Source organism: Amycolatopsis coloradensis (assembly GCF_037997115.1).
Classification (GTDB): domain Bacteria; phylum Actinomycetota; class Actinomycetes; order Mycobacteriales; family Pseudonocardiaceae; genus Amycolatopsis; species Amycolatopsis coloradensis_A.
Genome location: NZ_CP150484.1, coordinates 2695511 through 2714218, shown reverse-complemented (window position 1 = coordinate 2714218; position 18708 = coordinate 2695511). Strand labels below are relative to the sequence as shown.

Sequence of the window (18708 nt, the reverse complement as noted above, 5' to 3'; positions counted from 1 at the left end):
GCCCGGCCGTCACGCTCCGGTGCAGGCAGCCATGGCGAATTCGCCCGAAGCGGTCTTGGTCGAAACGACCGCGCCGTCGACGGTGATCTTGCAGGTGACGGATCCACCGGTCTCGCCCGTGGTCACCGTGAGCGTCCCGCCCTTGTAGACGCCCTTGTTCTCGACTTCCTTGTTCCACGGCAGCGCCGGAACGGTCTCGGTGGTGGGGTTGAGGACCTCGCCGTAGATGACCTCGACGTTCGTGGCGTCACCGGTGACTTCGTAGGAAACCTTCGCGGTGCGGTTGATTTCGTTGTTGACCTCGTTGACCGCCGCGTTGAACACGAAGATCCACACCACGCAGACCACGAGCCCGAGCGCGGACAGGGCGATACCGGTGATGGAGAGCCCCTTGTTGGAGGCCTTCCCGTTCTTGACGCGGATCAGCCCGATGATCGAGAAGATCAGGCCGAGGATCACCAGCGGCCACGCGATGACGCCGACGAACGGGATCGGGGAGAAGACCAGCCCCACCAGGCCGAGGACGAAGCCCGTGACGCCGATGCCGTTGCGGGGAGGCATCGGGCTGGCGGGGGCTTGCGGGGCCGGCGTGTAGGGGGTTTGCTGGGTCACGGGGATTTCCTTTCCAACGGGATGAACGAGGCGGCATACAACCAGCGATCGCGACGCGGCCGCGTCGTCCTCGGCGCGTGAACCCGTTACGACGAAAGTCGTAATTCGCGCGCTTCGAAGGATCGGTTCCGCTGATGTGGGTGGCGTGGCCTGTTTGCGTACGCTCAGCGCATGGCAAGGCGTGTGCTCGGTGTGGTGCTCACCGTGGTGGCGGTCGCGGCGTGCGTGATCAGCAGCATTTTCGTCTTCAGCGCCCAGGGCTATCTTCCGGCGACGAAAGAGTTCGACCCGACGTGGTGGTCCACGCTCGGCTTCTTCACCGGAATCGCGGCGGCGGTCATGCTCTGCTGGCGGCACAAATGGCCGGAACTCGTCCTCGGCATCGCCTTGGTTCCGCCGCTTTGCTTCCGCTCCGACGCGCTGGCCGCGTTGGTCGCCCTCGCCGCTTTGGCCGCGCACCGCCGCGACCGTCTCCTGTGGATCGGGTCCGTACTGGTCTACATCGCGACGGCGTGGGCGTTGTTCGGCGACGCCAACCGCCATCCCGATGTGACCGTCGCCGGGCAGATCGTCGGAAAGCAGCTGTCCGCGGTGCAGGTGATGGGGACGCTGACGGTCGCCGTCGTGATGACGGCCGTACCGCTCACCGTCGGGGTCGTCCGCGGGATGCAGGGCACGATCGCGATCCGCGAGGCCAAGGAAGAGGAACTCCGCGCCGAAATGACCCGCCGCGCGGAACGCACCCGGATCGCGCGCGAGATGCACGACGTCCTCGGGCACCGGCTTTCCCTGCTTTCGCTGCAGGCCGGCGCGCTCGAGGTCAGCAAGGGACCCGCGACGACGGAAGCGGCGAAGACCGTCCGCACGACGGCCCGCCAATCGCTCGAAGATCTGCGGCAGGTCATCGGCGTCCTGCGCGATGGCCAGGGTTTCGGCGAGAACGGCGAGAACGGATCCCATCCGGAGCCACCGCAGCCGACGCTGGCGGACATTCCCGAGCTGGTCGCCAACGCGCGGCGGGCCGGATTGGGGGTCAACGTAACGATCCTGCTCGACGACGCGGGCGGCGCACCGGCCTTGCTCGGCACGACCGCGTACCGGATCGTCCAGGAGTCGATGACCAACATCCTGAAGCACGCGCCGGGAGCGGCGGCCGAGGTCTCGGTTCGCGGAGGCCCCGGGAACGGGCTCACCGTCGAGGTCGTCAATCCGCTGCCCGCGACGGCGGCGGTGGGCAAGCCGCTGGGTGCCGGCGCGGGACTGACCGGGATCGGCGAACGGGTCACGCTGATCGGCGGGAACGTCAGCGCCGGCCCCACCGAAGAGGGCACATTCGCCGTCCGGGCTTGGCTACCGTGGGGACACCACTAACCTGTCCGGGTGAACCAGCGCCCACTGCGAGTGCTGCTCGTCGACGACGACCCGCTCGTGCGAACCGGTTTGTCGATGATCCTGTCCAGCACGGGCGACATCCAGGTCGTCGCGGAAGCCGGCGACGGGGACGAAGCCGTGCCGAAGGTGAGCATGCACGCGCCCGACGTCGTGCTGATGGACATCCGGATGCGGCGGATGAACGGCCTCACCGCGACCGCCGCCGTCACCGCGCTGCCCAATCCGCCGAAGGTTCTCGTGCTGACCACTTACGACCTCGACGAATACGTCTTCGACGCGCTCGGCGCGGGCGCCAGCGGGTTCCTGCTGAAAGAGGGTTCACCGCAGGAGATCATCGACGCGGTGCGGGTGGTCGCGGCGGGCGAGGCGATGCTTTCGCCGCGGACGACACGGAAGCTCATCGGGCACTTCGTCGCGACCAGGACGAGTCCTCGCCGTCATCGGGCGCGAGCCGGATTGAGCACGCTGACCGAACGCGAGCGGGAGATCGTCACCGCCGTCGCGCAGGGCGGGACCAACGCCGAAATCGGCGCGGCACTGCACCTGAGCGAAGCTACGGTGAAGACCCACATCACCCGGATCTTCGCGAAACTCGACGCGGCCAACCGGGTCCAGCTGACGATCTTCGCCTACGAAGCCGGGCTTGTCGCTCCCTGACGGTCCGTAGCGAACAACCCGGCGACGACGGTCGCCCAAAGGACCACCGCGCCGCCGAAGCCCGGCACGAGCTGCCAGGCCTCCGCCCAGCCCGCGATCGCGAGCACGGCGGCCAGCACGGCGACGCCGCACAACACGGCACTCAGCACCAGGAAACGCCGCGAACCGAACAATTTCGCGAGCGGTACGAAGTGCAGGCCGACCACGAAGAGCACCCACGCGGGCACGGCTTCGNACAATTTCGCGAGCGGTACGAAGTGCAGGCCGACCACGAAGAGCACCCACGCGGGCACGGCTTCGGGAATTTCGAAGACCGCCGACAGCACCCGTGCCCCGGCGAAGATCCCCACCAGCATGAGCGCCACGGCGATCCCGTACCGCCCGCCGAACGGGCTTTCCTCCCGGCCACCGCCCGCGGGCAGCCCTGCGCCGCGGCGGGCGATCAGGACGAGCCAGCCTGCCAGTCCCAGGACCACGGCGACGCCCACGACGACGAGCGGCGTCGATCCGCCGGAGACGGAGGACGCGCCGAAGAACCACCACCCGGCACCGAATCCCACGCCGATCGCGGAACTGATCAACAGGGTGATCAGATGCCCTTTGGTGAACTGTGCGTCCGTCATCGCGCGAGGCCGGCGAGGACTACGGCGGCCTCCTGCGGGTGGATGAGGAACCGGACGTGGCTGCTCACGAGCGATCGCACGTCGGTCGGGTTGTCCGGGGTGAGCGCGTCCGCCTCCTCGATGAACCGGTCCTGCAGCGCGAGCGGCATCGACCGGTCCTCAGTGAGCCTGATGTAGGTGCGCGGGATCCGGCCCCACGTGGCGGCGTCGGCGAGTTCGGTCCCGGCGTCGAGGCTCTCGTCCGGTTCGAGGGTGTTGAGGTAGGCGAAGAACTCCTGCTCGGTGCCGTCTTCGAGCATCGCGGTCTTCAACCCGGCCAGCAGCGCGGGATCGGCGGTGCGCCAGTTCATCCGGAGCGCGCCGAGCGTCGCGGGATCGGCGACGACGACACCGCCGACGTCATTGAGCGCGCTGCTCGCGTACTCGGGTCCTTGCATGTACTCGCCCACCGTCGCGTCGACGCAGCACCACGCGGAGATGTAGACGATCCGGTCGATCAGTTCCGGGACGGCGTTGCCGACGCCGGTGAGCGTGACCCCGCCGCGGCTGTGCCCGACCAGGATGACCCGCCCGTGCTCGGCGACCTTGCGCACGACGTCCACCACCTGCTCGACGGCCTCGGCCGGCGTGGCACCCGCCTGGTTCGACGGCGCCGTGGCCAGCGCTTCGAGGTCCTGCGGCGCCTGGTAGGCGGCGTGGAAACCGGCGGCGAAGCCGTGGCCGGGAAGGTCGACGGCCAGCGTGCGGTGGCCGAGCAAAGCGAGCTCACGTTGCAGTGGGCCCCAGGTGAACGAGGCACTGCTGGAACCGTGCACGAAAACGTAGGTCGAAGTCACGGTTCGTATCCTGTCAGCTCGCGATGAGCACCTGGCCGGCCCCGTCGAATCGGTAGCCGACCCCGCGCACCGTCGTGATCGGCGTCAGCACGGGTTCCAGCTTCCCGCGGATCTTGCGGACATGGACGTCCACGGTCCGCCCATTGCCGCCGCTCAGGCCCCAGACCTGCTCCATCAGCGTGACGCGGTCGAAGACACGGTCCGGATTCCGGCTGAGGAACAGCAGGAGGTCGAACTCGAGCCTGGTGAACTCCAGCACCTCGCCACGCATCAGCACTCGTCGCGAATCGGGTTCGATGCGTAGCGGTGGCGCGGATTCGACGACCTGGCCTGAGCCCTCTTGAACGGTCCGTGCCATCAACGTCACCCCGACAGTGTCCTCAAAGGACTCGAGCAGGCGCGCGGCGATCGCGGCGGCGTGTTCCGGGTCGGTGTTCACCCGTAACTCCAGGGTCAATTCGACGGCCTGTTCCCCTCTCACCTCGACCGACCGCGTCATCTCACACTACCCTGACCGGATGCCGGACGACGGCGTCGAACAGGTAGCCCTGAGCGTTGTGCGGCGTGACGTCCGGCTGCGTGGCACCGGTGATGTCCGTGGCCCGCGCACGCAAGGTGTGGGCACCGGGAACGCCGGAGCGCCAAGGGATCTCCCAGCGTTGCCAGCCTCGATCGGCCGCCGCGCCCACGAACTTCGCCTGCCGCCAACCGGCACCGGTGTCGACTTCGACGCGCCGGATCCGGCCGTTTCCCGACCACGATCGGCCGCGCAGCACCTGCCTGCCGCCTGCCACGAACTCGGCGTTCCAGGGCAGTTCGAAAGCGCTCTTGACCACCTGCCGGGTGACGACCGTGCCATCGGCCGGATAGTCCGGCCCGAGCAGCCGGTAGTACTGCGTGTTCCACGGCGACACCAGTGGCGTGTCCGAGACTTCGATGCGCCCCAGCCATTTGATCGACGAGATCCCGACCCAGGACGGCACGACGAGCCGCACCGGATGGCCGTGGTCCGGCGGCAGCGGACGTCCGTTCATCTCGTACGCCAGCAAAACGTCCTGCAAGGCCTTCGCGATCGGCAGCGGGCGGCGCACCTTGCCCAGGTTGACCCCGCCGGTGACATGGTCGGCGTCCAGTCCCTCCGGCAGGACGTCCACCGCGTGCCGCGTCAATCCCGCCTTGGCCAGCACGGTGGAGAGCCGGACACCGCGCCAGCGCGCGACCCCGATCGCGCCGAGCTTCCACGCCGTGCCGGACACCACCTGCCCTTGCTGGCTGCTGAAGAAGCTCCGTCCGTTGCCCGCGCATTCGAGCGCGGAAGTGATCGTCTCCGCGGGCAACCCGAGCAAGTCTCGGTAGCTGAACTCGACCGGCCCTCCACGCAGCCCGGTCCCGAAGAGCTTCAGCCGCCAGGTGCAGGCGTCGATCGACGGTGTGGCGGTGTGGTTTCGCACGAAGAACCGTTCGACCGGCGTCAGACAGCCCTGCCCGCTCAGCGCCTCCCAGCGCGTCTCGGCGTTGGTGCCGTAGACCTCGAAGATCTCCGGCGGCAAGGGTTTCACGATCGGCGTGGCCGCCGACGCCGTTCCGGGCGGAGACGTGCCGAACGCCGTCAGCGCGAGTGACCCACCGGCCGCCAGCCGAAGCAGGCCGCGCCGCGGCATCCCGTCACCCCGCGCCTCCCCCGCGCGCCACTGGGCGAGCCGAGCGCGGTCGTAGGCGGCTTCGTCGGTCAGGCCGGTCCCGGTCATGCGGGTCATTGTCGGCAGCGGCGGTCCGCGCGGACCAGGACGTCCACAGAGCGGAACCGGTGGTGCCCCGGACGGGGATCGAACCCGCACTGTGTCGATTTTAAGTCGACTGCCTCTGCCAGTTGGGCTACCGGGGCACAGACAGCCTAGGCGATGTCCTTCAGTTCGCCGCTTCAGTACGCCGATATTCGAGCCAACGAAGACCGACCTGGTTCCAAACGGCCTGGTACTCCTCGAACTTCTGGTTGATCAGCCGGGGATCGATCCGGTCGGGCGGGGTCGACGCGATGTAGAAGCTGAGCTCGTCGCGCAGCCGGTAGAGCCGGAACTGGACCTCTTCCATCAGGACCCACAAGGAGCGCCAGGCGAAGAAGGGCTCGAGCGCGCCGACGACGGTCGTCACGGCCACGAGGGCGAACGCCACGCCGGTCCAGCCGTTGAGGTTCTGCAGACCGAGGATGATCGTGGACGCCGCCGACAGCGCGAGCAGGAAGACCCTGATGGACACGGCGCGCCAGCGGAAACGCCTCTTCCGGGAGCGGGCGTGCGCGTTGTCGCGCTCGATCCGTTCCAAAACGTGCTTCGCCAGTTCGGCCGGAGTCAGGCCGGTGGCGAGCGGGACGGCGGGTACGGACTTCCGTAATGCCTGCACCGGCACACTTTAAACGCCGTGAAGGCCTCCTTCCCTACGTTCAAGGTGAGTGCTTCCGGACCTGCCTGTGGGCTTCGCGTAGCGCCTGGCCCTTGCTGATTCCCGTGCCGCGGNCCGATCTTCCCTACGTTCAAGGTAGGGAAGGAGGCCTTCACGGACTTGCGAACTCAGGACTTCGACAGCCGGTCGAATTCCTCGCGCGGGTTGTTGATCTGGCCGAGCGAGATGACCTCGCGCCGGAACAGGCCACCCAGCATCCAGTCGAACAGGATGCGGATCTTGCGGTTCCACGTCGGCATCGCCTTGAGGTGGTACGCGCGGTGGAAGAGCCAGGCCGGGAAGCCCTTGATCTTCAGGTTCAGCGCGTCGGCGACACCCTTGTGCAGGCCGAGGCTGGCCACCGCACCCAGGTTCTTGTGGTAGTAGTCCTTCGGCTTGCCGCCGCGGATCACCTTGATGATGTTCTTCGCCAGCAGACGCGCCTGGCGAACGGCGTGCTGCGCGTTCGGCGGGCAGGTCGCGGTCGGGTCCTGTTCGGTACGCGAGAGGTCCGGCACGGCGGCGTTGTCACCGGCGGTCCAGACGTCGGGGTGCCCGACGACCTGCATCGCGGCGGTGGCCTCGACGCGGCCGCGCTTGTCGAGCGGCAGGTCCGAACTGGCGAGCACCGGGTTCGCCTTCACGCCGGCGGTCCAGATGATCGTGTCGGTGTCGAACTCGGTGCCGTCCGAGAGCACGACATGGCCGTTCTCGAACGACTTCGCCGCTGTCGACAAATAGACTTCGATACCGCGCTTTTCGAGCTGCTCGACGGTGTACACGCCGAGCGTCTCGCGCACCTCGGGGAGGATCCGCCCGGCCGCCTCGACGAGCACCCAGCGGATGTCCTCGACCTTGAGGTTCGGGTAGTAGTTCTCCACCGCGAACCGGGTCATGTCCTCGAGTTCGGCGAGCGCCTCGATACCGGCGAACCCGCCGCCGACGACGGTGAACGTCAGCAGGCGCTTGCGCTGCTCGGGATCGAGCGTGCTGGCGGCCTCGTCCAGCTTCGTCATGACGTGGTTGCGCAGGTAGATCGCCTCGCCGATGGTCTTGAAGGCGATGCCCTCCTCGACCAGGCCCGGGATCGGCAGGATGCGCGCGACGGCACCGAGAGCGACCACGAGGACGTCGTAGTTCAGCTGCTCGACGTGCCCGTCGGCGGCCTCGACCGTCACGGCCTTGCGCTCGTGCTCGATCTTCGTCACGCGCGCGGTGAGCACGTGGCAGCGCTTGAGCACGCGCCTCAGCGGCACGACCACGTGCCGCGGTTCGATCGCACCGGCCGCCGCCTCGGGCAGGAAGGGGGCATAGGTCATGTGCGGCTGCGGATCAACGACCGTCACGGACGCTTCGTTGGCCCGGAGCATCTTCTGGAGCCCGTACGCCGTGTAGAGCCCGACGTACCCACCACCAAGGACGAGGATCCGTGTCGGTTCCGACTTAACACCAGCCATATTCCTATAGTCGCACCCATCAGCTGAGATCGCTCGGAGACCCCATCCGGCTGTGACCAGCGTCGCCACGGTTTCCGCACCGATTCAGTTCAGGCCGGCCGCCGAGGTCGCGGAGGCCAGGACGTCGCACACCATGTCAAGGGTCAGGCGGCCGGTCTGGACATTGCGCTGCGACACGTGATAACAGCCGAAAAGGCGCAGGTCGCCGAGTTCCAGTTCGGCTCCGTGGCCGAACTTCGGGCGTGGTGCGGGCACCGGCCAGCCCACCTCCGCGAGCACCGGCAGCAGCGCCTGCCAGCCGAACGCGCCGAGCACCACGACGGCCTTCAGTGTCGGTTTCAGCAGCTCGAGCTCCGCCGCGAGCCACGATCGGCAGGTTTCCCGTTCCTCAGGTGTGGGCTTGTTGGCGGGTGGCGCGCATCTCACCGGGGAGACCATCCGGGTCCCTCGGAGCTCGAGGCCGTCACCTATACGGGTCGACGTCGGCTGCGACGCGACCCCGACCCGATGAAGCGCCTTGAAGAGAACGTCACCGGACGGGTCGCCGGTGAACAGGCGGCCGGTCCGGTTCGCGCCGTGCGCCGAAGGGGCGAGGCCGACGATCGCCAGCGACGCGTCCGGCGGACCGAAGCCGGGCACCGGTCGGGCCCAGTAGGTCTCACCGGCGAAGGCCGCGCGCTTGACCACGGCGATCTCCTCACGCCACGCGACCAGCCGCGGGCAGGCGCGGCAGCCGACGACCTCGGCGTCGAGTTCGGCGAGCGAGCGGAACCTCATAACGCCTCTTTCAGCGCGTCCCGGGCGAGACGATCGGCTTGCCGGGTGGTCTCCGGCTGACGGAACGCTGGACACAGCCGCAGCACCTGACGGCACGCGTTGTCCAGCGAGATCTTGTGGCCGACGGAGACATAGAGAGGCTTCACGCCGTCTTGGGTGCGCAGGACCGCGCCGACGACGTCGCCGTCATCCAGCAAGGGCGTCCGCGAGCCGCGTTCGGACCCAGGCTCGTCGTGCTCGCCGACGAACCGGGTCTTGCCGACGCCGACGGACGGCAGGCCCGTCACGACGCCGACGTGGCAAGCGAGCCCGAACCGGCGTGGGTGGGCCAGGCCGTGGCCGTCGCAGATCAGCAGATCCGGGACGTGGTCGAGCGCGCGGAGGGCGTCGAGCAGCGGGGGCAGCTCGCGGAACGCGAAAAGGCCCGGTTCGTAGGGGAACGAGATCCGGGAAACGACGGTTCGCTTCTCCACGACGCGGAATCCGTCGATTTCAAGGGTGACCGCGGCGGCCGCGATCAGGCCGCTGTCCTCGTCGTAGGCGACGTCCAGCCCGGTGACCGTGACGATCTCTTGTGGACAGCGATCTTCGAGTTCGACCAGGTCGCGCAGGGTTTCCTGGATCCCGATCGCCTCTTGGGGCGTGCTCGGGCGATCATGCGCCGTGACGATGTCCACTCCTACAGACTGCCAGTAGGTTGGGAACATGCCGGACACCAATCCCGATGAAAAGGCCACCGACGAGAAGGACACCCCGTCGGTGGAAACCAAGGTCGAGCCGACCGACGACCTGGTCACCACGAAGCACACGCTCACGCTCAAGCGCAAGAAGCTCGCCTACACCGCCCAGACCGGGCGGATCGTGCTGCGGAAGGAGGTCATCACCGACGGCAAGTCCGAGGGCTACAAGGCCAAGGCCGAGGTGTTCGTGACCTCCTACACGCTCGACGACGCGGAGCCCGGCTCGCGCCCGGTCACGTTCGCGTTCAACGGCGGGCCCGGCTCGGCGAGCGTCTGGCTGCACATGGGCCTGCTCGGCCCGCGCCGGGTGCTTTCGGGTGATGTCGACGACCCGGTCGCGCCGCCCTACGGGCTGACCGACAACCAGGAAACCCTGCTGGCGCACAGCGACCTGGTGTTCATCGACCCGGTGTCGACCGGCTATTCGCGCGCCGTGGACGGCGAGGCCGCCAAGGAGTACCACGGGTACACCGCCGACATCGAGTCCATCGGCGAGGTCATCCGGCTGTGGGTCTCGCGCAAACAGCGCTGGCTCTCGCCGAAGTTCCTGGCGGGCGAGTCCTACGGCACGCTCCGCGCGGCCGGGCTGGCGTCGCATCTGCAGGAACGCCACGGCATGTACCTGAACGGGCTGCTGTTGATCTCGTCCGTGCTGGACCTGGGCACGCTGCGGTTCACCGAGGGCAACGACCTGCCGTACTCGCTCTACGTGCCGACGTACGCGGCGATCGCGCACTACCACGGCCTCCACGGCGACCGGCCGCTCGACGACGTCCTCGCCGACGCCGAAGACTTCGCGGCCAAGGAACTCCCCTGGGCCCTGGCGCGCGGCGCGCGACTGTCCACACAGGACCGTAACGAAGCGGTGGCGACACTCGCTTCGCTGACCGGCCTCAGCGAGTCCTATGTGGACCGGGTCAACCTGCGGATCGAGCACGTGCGGTACTTCACCGAGCTGTTGCGGGACAAGGGCCTCGTCGTCGGCCGGATGGACGGCCGGTTCACCACCTGGGAGCCCGACGGCGGACGCGAGCACATGAGCGACGACCCGTCGATCTCGCGGATCATCGGCGCCTACACGGGCGGGCTCAACCACTACGTTCGCGCCGAACTCGGCTACGAGAACGACCTGCCGTACGAGGTCCTGTCGACCGACGTCTTCAAGGCCTGGTCGTACTCGGACTTCGAGGGCCGCTCTGTGTCCTCTGTGGACTCACTGGCGTCGGCAATGCGAGCGAACCCGCACCTTCGGGTGCACGTCGCCTTCGGGCACTACGATGGCGCGACACCGTACTTCGCGTCGGAGCATGTGCTGGCGCGCCTGCAGATTCCCGAGGAGCTGCGGGAGAACATCGACACGGCGTACTACCCGGCCGGGCACATGATGTACGTGCACGAGGAGTCGCGAGTTCGGCAGGCGAAGGACCTGGCGAAGTTCATCAAGAACGCCTCGGGGCAGTAGCCCCGCTGACTCCGCTCCACGAACTTAGGTGCACGTAAGGCACCCCTGTACTGCAGTGAAGGGGCCTTTCATAGCAAATTTCGCTATTAAAGGCCCCTTCATTGCAGTCAGGTGAACCGAAGGGTCAGCCTCGCAGGTACTGAGAACCCCGCGTGACGGCCGACCAGGCGTCGACGGCACCGTGACCGTAGAAGCCGTTGAACGAAGCGTCACCGGTGCAGGTCGCGGTGAACGACGCGTCCCGGCCTTCCTTCAGGTAGTCGACGGTCCGCGGCACCGGGCAGGCGATGTCCGAAGCCGTGCCTTCGAGCACCCGCTGCACGGCGTCCGGGTTCATCCCGAAGTCGCGCGAACCCTTGCCGTACTGCGAAACGATCAGCGCGGCGACACCGGTCGCGTGCGGCGACGCCATCGACGTCCCCTGCAGCCACTGGTAGTAGCCGACTCGGCCGTCTGCGGCGGTCGCCTTCTTGACACCGGCGGCGACACCGTCGGGAGTGACGTTCCCGGCCGCGTCGATCATGCCTTCCGCGACACCGACGTTGCGCGGGTACGTCGAAAGGATCTGGTTCTCGACCGTGCGGAACCACGGGGTGCCGAAGTAGTCACGGAAGTATCCGCCGGGCGCGGACACCGAGATCTGCTCGGTCCCGTAGTTCGAGTAGTCCGCCTTCGCCTGCGAAGGGCCGAAGGACGAGACACCGATCGTGTGCGGGCCTTCGACGGGCAGCGAGAGGCAGCTCGCGTTGTCGATCTGCCGCGGGTGCGTGCTGTTCGACGGGTAGCCAGGGCTCGACGCGTCCGGCTGCGGGGCGGCGAGATCGCTGTGCTGGTTGCCCAGCGAGACGACCTGGGTGACGCCCTTGCGGTGCGCGTAGTTCAGCGCGCGGGTCGTCGCCTCGATGATGGTGCGCTGCTCGGCCTGCTGCGCGGGCGTGTCCGCGGGGTTCGCGGTGCAGTTGTACAGCCAGGGGTCCGTGAAGAAGCTCATGTTCACGACGTCCACACCGGCGTCGCCGGCGTAGGTGATCGCGTCCACGGTCGGCTGCAGGAAGAAGAAGCCCGAGTCCTGCCCGGCGCGGAGGTTCACCAGCGTCACGTTCGGCGCGACACCCGAGACGCCGAAACCGTTCGCGGCGGCGCCGATGGTGCCGGCGACGTGCGTGCCGTGGCCGTTGTCGTCATGGTCCGCCGGGTCGACACAGCTGCGGAATTCACAAGGTCCGTCGACGACGGCGCCGTTGACGTCCGAGACGATGTCCTTTGTGAAGTTCCGCGACGCCGCGCGGTCGAAGTTCGGCGCGATGTCCGGGTGGCTCCCGTCGACGCCGGTGTCGATGACCCCGACCTTCACCCGCTTGTCGCCCGGCTGCTTGGTTCGCGAGAGGTCCGACCGAACCGACTTGAGGCCCCACAACTGGTCGTCGAGCGGGTCCATGCCGACGGCGTTCGCCTGCACCGGCTTCTTGGCCGACGCGGCGCCGCGGCCCTCCTTTTCGACGACGCCCGGCTTGGCCTTCGCCTTGCCCTGCTTCGGCGCGGTGCCGATCGCCTTCGCTTTGGCGGCACCGAAGACCGACCGGTCCGCGGAGACCCGCTCGGCGAAACCGTTGGCGGGCGCGGTCGCGGTGATCAGGCCGACCGCGGCGTTGCTCGTCACGACGGTGCCCCCGGCGGCGCGGACCGCCCTTTCCACCGAAGCGACACTTTGGCCGTCGCGGGCCAGGACCGAGAATTCGGTCGCGGCGCCGGAAAGCGCCGGTTGCGCTGATGCCACCGGAGCAGCGACGATCGCGCCGAACAGCGGTACCGCGAGCGCGATCACGAGAGATCTGGGCTTTTTCACTTCCTGCCTCCTGAAGAAAACTATTCGTGCAAACTACGTGAACGATCCCCACGTATCAACGAAGTCCCTACGAAAGTCAGGGGACGACGGTTTTCTCCTCCGCGAAATGGCAGGCGGACAAATGCCCGCCGGACCGGGTGATCAATTCTGGTTCCTGATCGGCACAAACGTCCTGCGCCTTCCAGCACCGGGTGCGGAACCGGCAGCCCGACGGCGGCTCCAGCGGGCTCGGCACGTCGCCTTCCAGCCGGATCACCTGCCGCTGCCCGCGCAACGCCGGGTCCGCGACCGGCACCGCGGACAGCAACGCCTGCGTGTAGGGATGCGACGGACGCTCGTAGATCTCCTCTTCGGTCCCCATTTCCACGATCTTGCCGAGGTACATCACCGCCACACGCGTGGAAAGATGGCGGACAACCGACAGATCATGTGCGATGAACACATAGGAAAGGCCGAATTCCTTCTGCAGATCACCGAGCAGATTCACCACCTGCGCCTGGATCGAAACGTCGAGTGCGGAAACCGGTTCGTCGCAGATGATCACCTTCGGCCGCAACGCCAGCGCCCGCGCGATACCGATGCGCTGACGCTGTCCGCCGGAGAATTGGTGCGGATAGCGGTTGATGTGCTCGGGATTCAGCCCGACGACGTCGAGCAGCTCCCGCACCTTCGCCGCCCGCGACCCCTTCGGCGCCACCTCGGTGTGGATTTCGAAGGGTTCGCCGATGATGTCGCCGACCGTCATCCTCGGGTTCAGCGAGGTGTACGGATCCTGCAGCACGATCTGGATCTCGCGCCGCAGCCTCCTCAGTTCGGCTCCCCGCAACGCGAAGATGTCACGGCCTTCGAAGGTCGCGAGCCCGCCTGTGGGTTCTTCCAGCCGCATCAGCACCTGGGCCAAAGTGGACTTGCCGCAACCGGATTCCCCCACCACACCGAGCGTTTCGCCCGGCATGAGGTCGAAGGAGACGCCGTCGACGGCCTTCACGTGCCCGATGGTGCGTTTGAAGAGGATCCCGGCCCGTACCGGGAAGTACTTCACCAGGTTTTCGACGCGCAGAATGGGCTCAGACACGGTCGCCCACCACCTCGTCGGCGAAGTGGCAGGCGCTGACCCTGCCGAAGCCGAGGCTGTGCAGGGCCGGCCGTTCGGTCTCGCACCGGCTTTCCGCCCGCGGGCAGCGCGGATGGAACGGGCATCCGGGCGGGACGTTCAGCAGGCTCGGCGGCAGGCCCTTGATGGTCTCCAGCGTCTGTCCTTTGAGGTCGAGCCGCGGCAGCGAGGCCATCAGCGCCTCGGTGTAGGGATGCCCCGGCGAACGGAACAACTCGGTGACGTCGGCCTGTTCGACGATCCGGCCCGCGTACATCACGGCGATCCGGTCGGCGACCTCGGCGACCACCGCCAGATCGTGGGTGATCAGGATCAGCCCCATCCGCCGTTCGGCCTGGATCTCCGCCAGCAGGTCCATGATCTGGGCCTGCACGGTGACGTCGAGCGCGGTCGTCGGCTCGTCCGCGATCAGGAGATCCGGGTCGAGCGCGAGCGACATGGCGATCATCGCCCGCTGCCGCATCCCGCCCGAGAACTGGTGCGGATACTCGCGGACCCGGCGGGCGGCGGCGGGGATGCGCACGGTGTCGAGCAGTTCGATCGCCCGTTTCCGCGCGTCCTTTTTGGACATCCCGAGCCGTACCCGCAGCTGTTCCTCGATCTGGAATCCCACGGTGAACACGGGATTCAGCGCCGACAGGGCGTCCTGGAAGATCATCGCGATCTCCCCGCCCCGCACCTCACGTCGCCGCTCTTCGGTGGCGGTGAGCAGATCCTCGCCGCGGTAACGGACCGCGCCGCCGGTGACGACGGCGGGCGGGCTGTCGAGGATGCCCATCACCGTCTGCGCGGTCACACTCTTCCCGGAGCCCGATTCCCCCAGCACCGCAAGGGTTTCCCCGGCGTGCACGGAGTAGTCGACGCCGTTGAGCACGGTCGCGACGCCATCGGACGTGCGGAATTCGACATGGAGGTCTTCCACCTCCAGCAGCAGTTCGTCGGTCACGGACGATCACCGGGCCTTCGGGTCGAGCGCGTCGCGGATACCGTCACCGAGCATGACGAACGCGAGCACGGTGATGGTCACGAACCCCGCGGGGAACAACAACATGTGCGGATTCACCCGGAAGTAGTCCCGTGCGTCGCTGATCATCACACCCCACGAGACGACCGGCGGCCGCACACCGACGCCGAGATACGCCAGCGTCGCTTCCGCGCCGATGAACGCGCCGAGCGCGATGGTCCCGTAGACCAGCACCGGCGCGACCGTGTTCGGCAGCAGATGCCGGAACACGATGCGCGGTGTGCTCGCCCCGAGTCCGCGTGCGGCCTTGACGTAGTCGAGCTGTTTGGCCACCAGCGTCGCCGACCGCATGATGCGCATCGCCACCGGCCAGCTCAGCGCGGCGATCGACACGACCACCTGCACGATGATCGTGACGACCCCGGGGTTCGAGCCGGGCGCGTTGAACGTGGTCAGGATGACGATCGCGCCGAGCACGAACGGCAGCGCCGCGAAGATGTCGCCCACCCGCGAGAACAGGCTGTCGATCAGACGGCCGTAGTACCCGGCGATGATCCCCACCACCGAGCCGATCAGGATCGTCAGCACCGTCGCGAAGACACCGACCAGCAGTGACGCCCGTGCGCCGTGGATCGTCCGCGCGTAGACGTCGTAGCCCTGGTTGTCGTAACCGAACCAGGCGTCCGCGGACGGCCCTTCGTTGGCGTGGAGCAGATCGCTGAACCCGGCGGGCCGGGAACTGAACAGGTCGGGCGCGATCGCGATGAGCACGACGAGCGTGATGATGACGGCGGAGATGACGAACGACGGCCGCTTGCGCAACATCCGCCAGGCGTCGCCGCCGAGGCTGCGCGGTTTGTGCGCCTCCGCGGAATCGTCGGCGACACCGGCACCGGCGACGTCCACAGAGGACACCCCGCCGGCCACATTGGGGTCAGTCATAACGGATCCTCGGGTCGAGAACGGCGTAGAGCAGGTCGACGATGAGACTCACCAGCAGGTAGACCATCACCAGCAGGACGACGACGCCGGTGACGGTGGCGCCCTCCCGGTTCTGGATACCGCGGAAGATGAGCCCGCCGATGCCGTTGATGTTGAACACGCCTTCGGTGACGATGGCCCCGCCCATGAGCGCGCCGATGTCGGTGCCGATGAAGGTCAGCACCGGGATCACCGAGTTCCGGAGCAGGTGCACGCCGACGACCCGGCTGCGCGGCTGTCCCTTAGCGACGGCCGTGCGGACGTAGTCGGCGTGCCGGTTCTCCGCGATGCTCGTTCTGGTCAACCGGGCTATATAGGCCATGGAGAGACTGCCGAGCGCGATTCCTGGCACGATCAGCTCGCCGATCGTGGCGTCCTCGGACACACTCGCGTCGATGATGCCCAGTTCCGAACCGAGGACGATCTGGAGCACGATCGCGGTGACGAACACCGGGATCGAGATCAGGAACGTGGTGGACATCAGCACGAGATTGTCGAGGAAACCCTTGCCGCGCAGGCCGGTCAGGATACCCGCGGACAGGCCGATGATCGCTTCGATGGCCACCGCGATGAGGGCGAGCCGGACCGTCACCGGATAGGCGTTCCCGATCAGTTCGCCGACCGAGACGCCGTTGAAGGTCTCGCCCCAGTCGCCGGTGAACAGGTTGCCGAGGTATTTGAAGTACTGGACGAAGATCGAATCGTCGAGGTTGAACTTCGCGGTCATCATCTCGATGTAGGCGGGCGGGCAGGCGACCTGACCGCATTTGCCGGCGAACGGGTCACCGGGCACCGCCCACACGAGGGCGTAGATGAGGAACGTCGTGCCGAAGAAGACCGGGATGAGTTGAAGTAGGCGTCGGAGGATGTATTGGGGCATGCGCGTGCCGTCCTGGGGATCGCGTGGTGGGAGCCGTGGGTCCGGCCGGCCGGGAGCGGTGCGCTCCCGGCCGGCACGACCACGCGATTACTTCGCCGCGACCTCGATGGACGAGTAGTCCGCGAGCCTGCCGAAGTCCAGCTTCACGGTCTTGAGGCGGTTCGACTTGCCGCCGACACCCTTCTCTTCCCACACGGGGATCTGGGGCAGATCCTTCGCGATCAGATCCTCGGCCTGCTGGTACAGCTTGATCGCGGCCGCCTTGTCGGCGGTCTGGTCCGCCTGGGTCAGCAGCGCGTCGACGGCCGGGTTGTTGTACGTGGAGTCGTTCGACGAACCGGTGCTCTTGTAGCGCGGGTTCAGGTAGTTCTCGATCGACGGGTAGTCGGCGGACCAGTCGGAGCGGCCCATGCCGGTCAGCTGGCGGTTGTTGACGATGCTGCGCCACTGCCCGAAGTCGGTCGCCGGCACGAAGTCGCATTCGACGCCGAGCGCGTTCTTGATGCTGTTGCACGCCGCGACCAGCGGCTCCTTGCGGCCGCCGTCGGCGTTCGACGCGATGGTCAGCTTGCCGGTGTAGCCGGACTTCGCGAAGAACTCCTTGGCCTTCACCGGGTCGAACTTGCAGAACTCGCAGACGCCGGGCCGGTAACCCTCGATACCGCGCGACACATAGCCGTCGGCGGGCGCGTAGGTGTCGTTCATGACGGTCTTGACGATCTGCTCGCGGTCGATGGCCAGCGAGATCGCCTTACGCAGGTCGAGGTTGTTGTAACCCGGGACGTAGTACGGGAGGGCGAGCGCGCTGATGCCGAGCAGCTTCCCTTCGACCAGACGCTCACCGAGGTCGGTCTTGTACTTGCCACCGGCCTTCGCCGCCGGCGGGAGCGCCTCCATGAAGTCGAGGCGGTTGCTCAGCAGATCCTGGTACGCGGTTTCCTGGCTGGTGTAGATGCGGACTTCCAGATCCTTGAACTTGACCTTGTCCTCACCCTGGTATTCGTCGAACCGCGTGAGCTTCATGTTCTGGTTCGGCGTACGCGAAACGAACTTCAGCGGTCCGTTTCCGATCGGGGCCTTGGCGAACGCCTCCGGGTCGGCGAAGAACTTGTCCGGCAGCGGCGCGAAGGCGAGGTAGCCGATCTTGGTGGCGAACACGGAGAACGGTCCCTTGAGGGTGGCCTGGAACTCGTAGTCGTTCACGACCTTGAGCCCGGACATCTCCTTGACGGCGGGCTCCTTGGCGCTGATCTCGTCGTAGCCCTGGATCTGCTCGAAGAACGACGCGTTCTGCATGCCGTTCTTGCCGTTCGCGCTGTAGTTCCAGGCGTCGACGAAGTTCTTGGCCTTGACCTCGGTCCCGTCGTGGAACTTCCAGCCCTTTTTGATCTTGATGTCGAAGACCTTCGAATCGGTCGTGGTGATCGATTCGGCCATCAGGTTGTACGGCTCGGCGGTGTCGGATTTGTAGCCGACCAGCGCCGAGAAGACCGGCTTGAGAGCCTTGGACCCACCGAGCTCGTTGGTGTTGGCGGGAATCAGCGAGTTCTCCGGCTCGGTGCCGTAGACCGAAACCGACGCGTTGGCGTCGACGGCGCCGGATCCCTTGTCGTCACCGGATCCGCCACCTCCACAGGCCGTCAGCAGCAGGGCCGCCGTGGCCACCACCGCCGTCGCTCCCCAGAACCCGCGTGAAGCCCGCATGTCCACTCCAACTCTCGTCGTCGGATAGCGCGGCGAGCGCTGGTCGCGCCCTACCGCCCAGAAGGTGAGACGACGCTATGGGACAGGTGAAGCCGATCACAGTGCGTTGGTGTTGCAAATGTGTGACGGTCTCCCGGACCACCCGGTTAGAGCACAACGTTGGTAGGAACGACGCTGCGCCGAACGGCGCAATCCGGACTGGAGGTCACCGCTTGATCACCTAA

17 protein-coding genes and 1 tRNA gene are annotated in these 18708 nt (G+C 67.2%); 3 read left to right on the top strand and 15 right to left on the bottom strand.

Going from position 1 to position 18708, the window contains the following annotated elements; all coding sequences use genetic code 11:
* Positions 1–9: 9 nt before the first annotated feature.
* Positions 10–561, bottom strand: coding sequence for a DUF4190 domain-containing protein (locus LCL61_RS12870; protein WP_340688562.1), 552 nt, complete (start codon positions 559–561; stop codon positions 10–12).
* 222 nt (positions 562–783) lie between these two features.
* On the opposite strand from LCL61_RS12870, the gene LCL61_RS12865 reads away from it, so the two are divergent.
* Complete coding sequence (locus LCL61_RS12865) at positions 784–1983, top strand: sensor histidine kinase (RefSeq protein WP_340687053.1); 1200 nt, start codon at positions 784–786, stop codon at positions 1981–1983.
* Positions 1984–2013: 30 nt separating this feature from the next.
* Entirely contained in the window at positions 2014–2661 is a 648-nt protein-coding gene (locus LCL61_RS12860) for a response regulator transcription factor (protein WP_340688561.1), read from the top strand.
* Between the two features lie 619 nt (positions 2662–3280).
* Here LCL61_RS12860 and LCL61_RS12850 read toward each other — a convergent pair.
* The 8 genes from LCL61_RS12850 to nfi form a co-directional block, all read right to left on the bottom strand.
* Positions 3281–4120, bottom strand: coding sequence for an alpha/beta hydrolase (locus LCL61_RS12850; RefSeq protein ID WP_340687051.1), 840 nt, complete (start codon positions 4118–4120; stop codon positions 3281–3283).
* 13 nt (positions 4121–4133) lie between these two features.
* A complete protein-coding gene (locus tag LCL61_RS12845) occupies positions 4134–4619 on the bottom strand; it encodes a winged helix-turn-helix domain-containing protein (protein ID WP_340687050.1) in 486 nt (161 codons plus the stop codon).
* A 1-nt stretch (position 4620) separates the two neighbouring features.
* Entirely contained in the window at positions 4621–5868 is a 1248-nt protein-coding gene (locus LCL61_RS12840) for a sulfite oxidase (RefSeq protein WP_340687049.1), read from the bottom strand.
* Between the two features lie 60 nt (positions 5869–5928).
* A tRNA-Leu gene (locus LCL61_RS12835) sits at positions 5929–6005 on the bottom strand.
* 23 nt (positions 6006–6028) lie between these two features.
* Positions 6029–6520 carry an SLATT domain-containing protein gene (locus tag LCL61_RS12830; protein WP_340687048.1) on the bottom strand — a complete coding sequence of 164 codons (492 nt, stop codon included), beginning with the start codon at positions 6518–6520 and terminating at the stop codon, positions 6029–6031.
* A gap of 167 nt (positions 6521–6687) precedes the next feature.
* Positions 6688–8016 (bottom strand): NAD(P)/FAD-dependent oxidoreductase, encoded by a 1329-nt coding sequence (locus LCL61_RS12825; protein WP_007028829.1) that lies wholly within the window; start codon positions 8014–8016, stop codon positions 6688–6690.
* Between the two features lie 84 nt (positions 8017–8100).
* Complete coding sequence (locus LCL61_RS12820) at positions 8101–8793, bottom strand: uracil-DNA glycosylase (protein WP_340687047.1); 693 nt, start codon at positions 8791–8793, stop codon at positions 8101–8103.
* Positions 8790–9470 carry a deoxyribonuclease V gene (gene nfi, locus LCL61_RS12815; RefSeq protein ID WP_340687046.1) on the bottom strand — a complete coding sequence of 227 codons (681 nt, stop codon included), beginning with the start codon at positions 9468–9470 and terminating at the stop codon, positions 8790–8792. Before nfi ends, LCL61_RS12820 begins: the two co-directional genes overlap by 4 nt.
* A 28-nt stretch (positions 9471–9498) precedes the next feature.
* Here nfi and LCL61_RS12810 point away from each other — a divergent pair, with 28 nt between their 5' ends.
* Positions 9499–10995: a S10 family peptidase gene (locus LCL61_RS12810; protein WP_340687045.1), complete on the top strand. Its 1497-nt coding sequence runs from the start codon at positions 9499–9501 to the stop codon at positions 10993–10995.
* 124 nt (positions 10996–11119) lie between these two features.
* Here LCL61_RS12810 and LCL61_RS12805 read toward each other — a convergent pair whose 3' ends face one another.
* The 6 genes from LCL61_RS12805 to LCL61_RS12780 all read right to left on the bottom strand — a co-directional run bounded on the left by LCL61_RS12805 (position 11120) and on the right by LCL61_RS12780 (position 18484).
* Positions 11120–12841 (bottom strand): S8 family serine peptidase, encoded by a 1722-nt coding sequence (locus LCL61_RS12805; RefSeq protein ID WP_340687044.1) that lies wholly within the window; start codon positions 12839–12841, stop codon positions 11120–11122.
* Between the two features lie 76 nt (positions 12842–12917).
* Positions 12918–13916, bottom strand: a complete 999-nt coding sequence (locus tag LCL61_RS12800) for a dipeptide ABC transporter ATP-binding protein (RefSeq protein WP_340687043.1) — start codon at positions 13914–13916, stop codon at positions 12918–12920.
* Positions 13909–14901: an ABC transporter ATP-binding protein gene (locus tag LCL61_RS12795; RefSeq protein WP_340687042.1), complete on the bottom strand. Its 993-nt coding sequence runs from the start codon at positions 14899–14901 to the stop codon at positions 13909–13911. Before LCL61_RS12795 ends, LCL61_RS12800 begins: the two co-directional genes overlap by 8 nt.
* Positions 14902–14907: 6 nt before the next feature.
* Positions 14908–15861: an ABC transporter permease gene (locus LCL61_RS12790; protein ID WP_340687041.1), complete on the bottom strand. Its 954-nt coding sequence runs from the start codon at positions 15859–15861 to the stop codon at positions 14908–14910.
* Positions 15854–16780 carry an ABC transporter permease gene (locus LCL61_RS12785; RefSeq protein WP_016337270.1) on the bottom strand — a complete coding sequence of 309 codons (927 nt, stop codon included), beginning with the start codon at positions 16778–16780 and terminating at the stop codon, positions 15854–15856. The genes LCL61_RS12790 and LCL61_RS12785 overlap by 8 nt, the downstream gene beginning before the upstream one ends.
* Positions 16781–16867: 87 nt before the next feature.
* Positions 16868–18484 (bottom strand): ABC transporter substrate-binding protein, encoded by a 1617-nt coding sequence (locus LCL61_RS12780; RefSeq protein ID WP_340687040.1) that lies wholly within the window; start codon positions 18482–18484, stop codon positions 16868–16870.
* Positions 18485–18708 lie beyond the last annotated feature (224 nt).